General features: G+C 69.0%; 9 protein-coding genes. 5 read left to right on the top strand and 4 right to left on the bottom strand.

The genetic code is table 11. The annotated features are described in order from the left end of the window. Nucleotides 1-203 (top strand): PfkB family carbohydrate kinase (locus tag FHD68_RS16075; protein WP_244297909.1); only part of this gene is annotated, 203 nt, incomplete at its 5' end. A 50-nt stretch (nt 204-253) separates the two neighbouring features. Here the strand turns inward: FHD68_RS16075 and FHD68_RS16080 are convergent. Then, nucleotides 254-580: a DUF6280 family protein gene (locus FHD68_RS16080; RefSeq protein WP_127899289.1), complete on the bottom strand. Its 327-nt coding sequence runs from the start codon at nt 578-580 to the stop codon at nt 254-256. Between the two features lie 373 nt (nt 581-953). Here FHD68_RS16080 and efp point away from each other — a divergent pair, with 373 nt between their 5' ends. From efp to FHD68_RS16095, 3 genes are all read left to right on the top strand, one after another. After that, a complete protein-coding gene (gene efp / locus FHD68_RS16085; protein WP_042251708.1) occupies nt 954-1,517 on the top strand; it encodes an elongation factor P in 564 nt (187 codons plus the stop codon). 146 nt (nt 1,518-1,663) lie between these two features. Then, a complete protein-coding gene (locus tag FHD68_RS16090) occupies nt 1,664-2,647 on the top strand; it encodes an MBL fold metallo-hydrolase (protein ID WP_240542495.1) in 984 nt (327 codons plus the stop codon). After that, entirely contained in the window at nt 2,644-3,009 is a 366-nt protein-coding gene (locus FHD68_RS16095; RefSeq protein ID WP_045999986.1) for a DoxX family protein, read from the top strand. The genes FHD68_RS16090 and FHD68_RS16095 overlap by 4 nt, the downstream gene beginning before the upstream one ends. Here the strand turns inward: FHD68_RS16095 and dinB are convergent. From dinB to FHD68_RS16110, 3 genes are read right to left on the bottom strand one after another with little or no spacing between them, the layout of a single operon-like run. Beyond that, a complete protein-coding gene (gene dinB / locus FHD68_RS16100; RefSeq protein WP_240542494.1) occupies nt 3,006-4,085 on the bottom strand; it encodes a DNA polymerase IV in 1,080 nt (359 codons plus the stop codon). The genes FHD68_RS16095 and dinB overlap by 4 nt on opposite strands. After that, nucleotides 4,082-4,801 carry a CAF17-like 4Fe-4S cluster assembly/insertion protein YgfZ gene (gene ygfZ / locus FHD68_RS19420; protein ID WP_127897839.1) on the bottom strand — a complete coding sequence of 240 codons (720 nt, stop codon included), beginning with the start codon at nt 4,799-4,801 and terminating at the stop codon, nt 4,082-4,084. Before ygfZ ends, dinB begins: the two co-directional genes overlap by 4 nt. Further along, complete coding sequence (locus tag FHD68_RS16110) at nt 4,798-6,462, bottom strand: ABC transporter ATP-binding protein (protein WP_127899287.1); 1,665 nt, start codon at nt 6,460-6,462, stop codon at nt 4,798-4,800. Before FHD68_RS16110 ends, ygfZ begins: the two co-directional genes overlap by 4 nt. A gap of 297 nt (nt 6,463-6,759) precedes the next feature. Here FHD68_RS16110 and FHD68_RS16115 point away from each other — a divergent pair, with 297 nt between their 5' ends. Continuing rightward, nucleotides 6,760-7,953, top strand: a complete 1,194-nt coding sequence (locus FHD68_RS16115; protein WP_139086220.1) for a pyridoxal-phosphate-dependent aminotransferase family protein — start codon at nt 6,760-6,762, stop codon at nt 7,951-7,953. Nucleotides 7,954-7,966: the final 13 nt, after the last annotated feature.

Here is a 7,966-nt window from a genome sequence, read left to right on the forward strand (position 1 = left end):
TGCGCGTGGTCAGCGCCGTGGGCGCGGGCGACAGCTTCGTCGCGGGCTTCGTGCTGGCTGCGGCGCGCGACTGGCCCATGCAGGAGGCGCTGGCCCTTGGCGCGGCGGCCGCCTCGGCGGCGGTCATGACGCCCGCGACCGAGTTGTGCAACGCCGCCGACGTCCGCCATTTCTATTCACAGCGCGTCGTGACGAAGCTGTAACAAAAGAGGCCGCCCGAAAGGGCGGCCCTGATCGTCGATGCGCGCAGGTTTCAGGCGGCTTCGGCTTCCTCGGCCTCGGCGGCCATACGGCGCTCGCTCTCCTCGCGCGACAGCGCGACCGAGGTGCGCACGCCCTTGGACACAAATTCCATCAGGCCCTTGACCACACGCTCGTTCGGGTCGATCCCGGCGCAGGACAGCACCTCGCGTCCATCGCGCGAGCGCGCCCAACGGGCGATCTGTTCGGGGCCGTTGCCATATTTCTTGTTATCCGCAATGGCATCATCCAAGGCTGCCAGCACCACCGCTGCAAACAGCTTGCGGGCACGCTGGCCCTGTTCGAAATTGAAGGCCGAGCCGTCGACAAAATCGCGCATCTTGTTTTCGTCCATTCTCTTGCGGCCCCGATCGGGAGTCAGGGCCTTATGGGAAAACTTGACGTTTCCCCTGTTTCTTGAATCCGCTTCTCTGACGGTGCCTGCTGCCTTAGCCGTTCGGCCCGCCGATTCGGTATCCCTTCACTCGCATGTCTGCCATGTCCTTACTGCATGTCGCGCAAATTGCGGGAAAAAATCGTGACCCCACTGCGCCAGTGACGTGGCGATGATCTTGTTGGCACCTTGACAACGCCGCAGTTCCGTTCTGGTTGCCTGATGCCGCAGCCCTCGATATAGGGGGCCAGAATTGTCGTTCAACGGCTGGCAATGCCAGGACGGCCCGAAATTTCCGCAAACGCACGAGACCCATCCCATGCCCAAGATCAACGGCAATGAAATCCGCCCCGGCAACATCCTGGAACATGACGGGGGCCTGTGGGGCGCCGTCAAGGTGAACCACGTCAAGCCCGGCAAGGGCGGCGCCTTTGCCCAGGTCGAACTGAAGAACCTGCGCGACGGTCGCAAGCTGAACGAGCGTTTCCGCAGCGAGGACAAGGTCGAGCGCGTCCGTCTGGACCAGAAGGACCAGCAGTTCCTGTACGAATCCGACGGCAAGCTGGTCTTCATGGACAGCGAGACCTTCGAGCAGACCGAACTGGACGCCGACCTCTTGGGCGACCGCCGCCCCTTCCTGCAGGACGGCATGACCGCCACCATCGAATATTACGGCGAGGAGGCCCTGTCGGTCTCGATCCCGCAGAAGGTCACCTGCACCGTCGCCGAGACCGAGCCGGTCGTGAAGGGCCAGACCGCCGCCAACAGCTACAAGCCGGCGATCCTGGACAACGGCGTGCGCATCATGATCCCGCCCTTCGTGGGCGAGGGCGAGGCGATCGTCGTCAACACCGAGATGTTCGAATACAGCGAACGCGCCTGATCCACGGCCCGACCTGACACGCGCGCCCCGCAGGCCCCCTGCGGGGCGCGTCGCGTTCTCACCTTTGCGTGAACGCGGTGATGGGGCGTGGTGCCGGGCATCGCTTCGCGGGAAAGATCGCACAAACCCCGAAAAAGGAGATGCCCGTGACCGTCCTGTCCCGCCGCCACCTGATGCTGACCGCCGCGGGCGCCGCCGTCGCGATGCCGTTCCTGGGCCGCGGCCTGGTCTTTGCCCAGGAACCGGCTGCCGCCGCGATCCCGGCCTTTCTGCCGACCGTGCATACCCGCATCCTGGGCAACACCACCGTCACCACCATCGCCGACGGGCATTTCGACTTTGCCAAGGATCTGGTCGTCAACCTGGACGATGCGGCCTATGGCGCGGCCCTGCGTGCCGCCTATCTGGACCCCGAACAGCCGATCCGCGTGCCGGTCAGCGTGCATCTGATCCGCCAGGGCGATCAACTGACGCTGGTCGATGCGGGCGGCGGGTCGGCCTTCGGCCCCACCACCGGGCATCTGGCGGCCTCGCTGACGGCATTGGGCGTGACACCCGACCAGATCACCCGGATCGTGATGACGCACCTGCATCCCGACCATGCGGGCGGACTGGTGGGCGATGCGGGCGCGGTCTTTGCCAATGCCGCGCTGCACGTCAACGAAGACGAGCTGGCCTTCTGGACCGACGAGGCGACGGCCAGCGCCGCGCCCGCCGATGTCCAGCCCTTTTTCGCGCTGGCCCGCGGGGTCCGCGACGCCTATGGCGACCGCGTCCAGACCTTTGCCGGAGAGGCCGACCTGGGCAGCGGCATCACCACGATGGCCCTGCCCGGCCACACGCCGGGCCACAGCGGCCTGCGCCTGTCGGATGGCGACGCACAGATGATCATCCTGGGCGATGCCGCCGCCTTGGCCGCGCTGCAGTTCCGCCACCCGGATGCCGGCGTTGCCTTCGACACCGACGCAGGCCAGGCGGCCACGACCCGGCGGAACCTGCTGCAGATGGTCACCGCCGACCGGATCGCGGTGGCGGGCACGCACCTGCCCTTCCCCGGCATCGGCCATGTCGAGGCGCGCGGCGACGCCTTTGCCTGGGTGCCCGAGGACTGGTTCGCGACCCGCGCATGAACAGCGCCCTGAACCTGACGGGCCGCCTGCTGATCGCGGTCCTGTTCATCGGCGGCGCGCTTCAGAAGGTCGGCGACCCGACGCAGGTCATCCGCATGATCGAAAGCCTGGGCCTGCCCGGCGTACTGGTCTGGCCGGTCGCGGCCTTCAACCTGGTCGCGGGCATCTGCCTGATCCTGGGACCGCGCGTGCGGACCTGGGCGCTGCTGCTGGCGGTCTATTGCATCGGCACCAGCTGGTTTCACTGGCAGCTGCGCGCCGACCCGTGGCAGGTCACCATCGTGGTCAAGAACTGGGCCGTGGCGGGGGGCCTGCTGATCCTGGCGGCGCAGGGACCGGGCCGGTGGGTGCGCTGGCGCTAATCGAACAGCGACAGCTGGGCGGGGCCGTCATCGGGGGCCTCGAACCCCGACAGCGTCACGCCCAGCAGGCGCGCGCCGCGCGGATCGGGCAGCACGCCCGCCGCCAGGTCGCGCGCGATGGACAGCAGCTCGTCCTGCGAGGCCACCGCATGACCCAGGCTGCGGGCGCGCGTGATATGCTGGAAATCGCTGAACTTGACCTTCAGCGTCACGGTCCGCCCGCGCAGGTCGTGGCGCACGACGGCGGACCAGACCTTGGCGGCCAAGGGCTCCAGCGCCTCCAGCGCCGCGTCCAGCGCCATGATGTCGGCGGAATAGGTGTTTTCCGCCCCCACGGACTTGCGGATGCGGTCAGGGCTGACCCTGCGGTGGTCGATGCCCCGCGCGATGTTCCAGTAATAGCGCCCCGACTTGCCGAACCGCCGCAGCAGGAAATCCAGGTCCTGCGCATACAGGTCGGCCCCGGTGGCGATGCCCATCGCCTGCATCTTGGCCGCCGTCGCGGGCCCCACGCCGTGGAACTTGCCCACCGGCAAGGACAGCACGAAGCCCGGCCCCTGTTCTGGCGTGATCACGCACAGACCGTCGGGCTTGTTCTGGTCGGATGCCAGCTTGGCCAGGAATTTGTTGTAGCTGACGCCCGCGCTGGCGGTCAGGCCCGTGGTCTCGCGGATGCGGGCGCGGATCTGGGACGCGATCTTGGTCGCGGTGCGCCCGTCAAGGTAATCGGTCACGTCCAGATAGGCCTCGTCCAGGGACAAAGGCTCGACCAGGGGGGTGTAGTCCAGGAAGATGTCGCGGATCTGCTGGCTGACCTGCTTGTAGACGTCGAACCGGTGCCGCACGAAGATCAGGTCGGGGCACAACCGGGCCGCCGTCACTGACGGCATGGCGGACCGCACCCCGAACACCCGCGCCTCATAGCTGGCGGCGGCCACGACGCCGCGCGCGGCCGATCCGCCCACGGCCACCGGCTTGCCGCGCAGTTCCGGGAAATCGCGCTGCTCGACCGAGGCGAAGAAGGCATCCATGTCGATATGGATGATCTTGCGCAGCCCCGGCGCGGCGTCGGTCACAGCGGGAACAGCCGCGCCTCGCCGGCCTGCATCTCGGGGGCCACGCGGTCGTGGCGGACATGGGCGATGGCCTGCCCGCCGGACTGGGTGAAGACTGCGCCGACCTCTCGTCCCTCGGCGGTGAGCGGCGTGCCGACAGGGGCGGCACCCTCGATCCGCAGCGTCGTCAGGCCCTTGCGCAACTCGGTCTTGTGCTTCATCCGCGCGGTGACCTCTTGACCGACATAGCAGCCCTTGCGGAAATCCACGCCGTGCAGACGCTCGAACCCGGCCTCCAGGATATAGGTGTCGTTCGGGATCAGCTCGACCAATGTCTCGGGGATGCAATGCGCGACGCGGATGGCGTCCCAATCCGTGCCGTCATCCCCCGCCGCGCCGTAATGCCGCCAGCCCAGGGCCGGATGCCGCGGGTCGGCCACCGCGCCCTCGGGTGCGGGGCCGGTGCCGCGTGCGACGGGTATGTCCACAAGGTCCAGCGCGACCTTGCTGCGCAGCTTGTACATCGACAGGCGGCGCAGCAGGTCGTCGGCCAAGCGCGCATCGACGTCGATCAGCAGCGCGTCGCCGTCGGGCACGACCAGGAAATCGGCCAGATACTTGCCCTGCGGCGTCAGGATCGCGGCCCAGACCGGGGCGCGGGCCACATCGTTGGTCACCAGCCCCTGCAGGAAAGGCAGGCGGTCCTCGCCGGTCAGGCGGATGATCTGGCGGGTCATTCATTGTCTCCGAATTGCAGCGCGACAAGGCGGGCATAGGCGCCGCCCTTGGCCATCAACTGGTCATGACTGCCCTGTTCCACAACCCGTCCCGATTCCATCACGACGATCTTGTCGGCGTTGCGGATCGTCGACAGGCGGTGGGCGATGACCAGCGTGGTGCGTCCGCGCGACAGGTGGTCCAGCGCATCCTGGACCAGACGTTCGCTGGCCGTGTCCAGGGCACTGGTCGCCTCGTCCAGCAGCAGCACGGGTGCATCGCGCAGCAGGGCCCGGGCGATCGCCACGCGCTGGCGCTGTCCGCCCGACAGGGCCGACCCGCGCGGGCCCACGGGGCTGTCCAGCGTGCGGCCATCGTCCAGAAAGTTGCTGACATTCGCGGCCTTCAGCGCGGCCTGCAGGTCGGCATCGGATGCGTTGGGGCGGCCCATCAGGATGTTGTCGCGGAGGCTCTCGTCGAATAGGGCCGATTCCTGGGCCACGGTCGAATACTGGTCGCGCAGCACGCCCAGTTCATAGTCGCTGACCGGCGCACCGCCCAGGCTGACCAAACCGCGGTCCGGGTCGACCATCCGGGTCAGCAGGTTGAAGACCGTGGACTTGCCCGCCCCCGACGGGCCGACCAGCGCGGTGGTCTGGCCGGCCTTGGCGGTGAAGGACAGCCCGTGCAGCACGACCTGCCCGTCATAGGACAGCCAGACGTCGTCCAGAACGATCTCGGTCGTGTCGGGCGGCGCGGTGCGCGGGCCGGACACGACCGTCGGACGGGTGTCGAAGACGTGATAGATGCGCTCCAGGCTGGCGGCGGCGGTCTGCCAGACGCCGGCGATCCCGCCAAGGCGGCGCATCGGCTGGAACGCCAGCGCCAGCGCGGTGAAGAACGCCATGAAGTCGCCGACGCTGCGGTCGCCGTCCATCACCTGGTTGCCGCCCAGCGCCAGCACCGCGACGAAGCCGATGCCCGTCACCACGTCGGTCAGCGCCGGGATCACGCTGGATGTCGCCGCGACCTTGGTTTCGGATGCCCGGATGCGGGACACGATGGCCGCAAAGCGGGCGGTCTGGTCCGCCTCGGCCCGGTTCAGCCGGATCGAGGCGATGCCGTGCAGCACCTCGTCCAGCCGGGTGGCGCGCAGGCTGGCGTTCACGCGGTTCTGGCGCACCTTGCGGCGGATGTATCTCTGCACCATCGCGGCGGGCATGATCAGGATCGGCGCGCCCACCAGCGCCCCCAGCGTCCAGATCGGATCGATGCTCAGCGCCACCCCGAACAGCATCACCAGGCTGATGGCGTCGCGCGTGGCCCCCGTGATCAGCGTGGCCCAGACCCCCTGGACCGCCATCGTGTCGCCCTGGATCCGCTCGATCATCGCGCCGGGCGAATTGTCTCGGAAAAAGCGGCTGTCCAGCGTCAGGATATGCGCCAGCAGCTGCGTCTGCATGGTCGTGGACACCGCCAGCGAGATCGTCGTCAGCAAGGCCCGGCTGGCCACCAGCGTGACCGCGCGCAGCAGGAAGATGCCGAAGATCGCCGCCCCCACCCACCAGATCGCGCCCGGCTGCTTGCCGATGAAGACCAGGTCGAACAGCGGCTTCAGCATCCAGCTAATCAGCGCTAGGGTGGACCCCTCCAGCGTCATCAGGAAGAAGGCCAGCGCCATCTTGCCCCAGTGCTGGCGTAGATAGTCGTCCCACAGCCGCCGCAGCAGGCCCGGCACCTTGGACGCATCCGGGGTGGGCGGGACGGTCGCGCCGCGCGTCGCGGCGGCAATCAATCGGGAGGGGCTGTCCTGGCGCGGGTCCACGTGTCTGTCGGGCCTTTCGGTCGCGGGCTCGGGCGCCCTTTTCGATCACGCCCAGCCATACCCCTTTCCGACCTTGCGCCACAAGGCCACCCCCCGTTGACGCGGACGGGGTGTGGCCGTACCGATCTTGCACGATGTGAAGGAACGCTTGCGATGAGCCTTGCCCCCGGACCCGACCTGATTGCCATTCCCGGACCCTCGCCGGTGCCGGCCCGCGTGCTGAACGCGGCGCACCGCGCCTCGCCCGACATCTATGCCGACGATCTGGCGCAGGTGAACCTGCAGGTCATGGCGCAGCTGAAACGCCTGGCGGGGACGCGGGCAAACCTGGCGCCCTATATCGGCAACGGCCATGCCGGCTGGGAGGCGGCGTCGGCCAACATGTTCGCCCCCGGCGACCTAGCGCTGGTGCTGACCAGCGGCCATTTCGGCCTGTCCTGGGCCGAAATGACCGAAGGTCTGGGCGTCACGGTCGAGCGGCTGGACTTCGGCGCGCTGGCCCCCGATCCCGCGCGCCTGGCGGCCCGTCTGGCCCAAGACCCGCAGGGCCGCATCCGCGCCGTGATGGTGTGCCAGACCGACACGGCCAGCGCGACCCTGGCCGACATCCGCGCGATCCGGGCGGCGATGGGCGATCACCCGGCGCTGCTGGTCGTGGATGCCATCGCGTCCCTCGGCTGCGCGCCGATGCGGATGGACGACTGGGGCGTCGACGTGCTGATCGCCGCCAGCCAGAAGGGGTTGATGTGTCCGCCCGGCACGGTCTTCGTGTGGTTTTCCGACCGGGCGGCGGCGCGCGGGCGGACGTCGCTGACGTCTCCGTGGTGGGACTGGCACCTGCGCGCGGGGTCGGACGCGCTGTGGCGCTGGTGGGGCGGCACGCCGCCCGTCCAGCAGATCTTCGCCCTGTCCGAGGCGCTGACGATGATCCTGGACGAAGAGGGGCTGGAGGCCACCTGGGCGCGCCACGACCGCCTGGCCCGCGCCACCTGGGCCGCGGTCGACGCCTGGTCGGTCGGCGGCGGCATCCACCTGTCGGTGGCCGATCCCGCCGCCCGGGCCTGTTCGGTGACCGCGGTGACGCTGCCCGGGGCCGACGCGCTGCGGGCTTGGGTGACACGCGAATGCGGCGTGACACTGGGCGTGGGCCTAGGCGCGCCCGACCCGTCGGGTGCGCTGCGCATCGCGCATATGGGCCACACCAACGCGGGCGTCCTGCTGGGCACGCTCGGCGCGATCGAGGCCGGGCTGACCGCCCTTGGCATCCCGCACGGCACCGGCGCGTTGGAGGCGGCAGCGGCCAGCATCGCCCGTTCGGCAGGAACCGCCGACGGCGGCCGGCACTGACGCGCCGGGCCGC

It is taken from the genome of Paracoccus marcusii (assembly GCF_006151785.1).
Classification (GTDB): Bacteria; Pseudomonadota; Alphaproteobacteria; order Rhodobacterales; family Rhodobacteraceae; genus Paracoccus; species Paracoccus marcusii.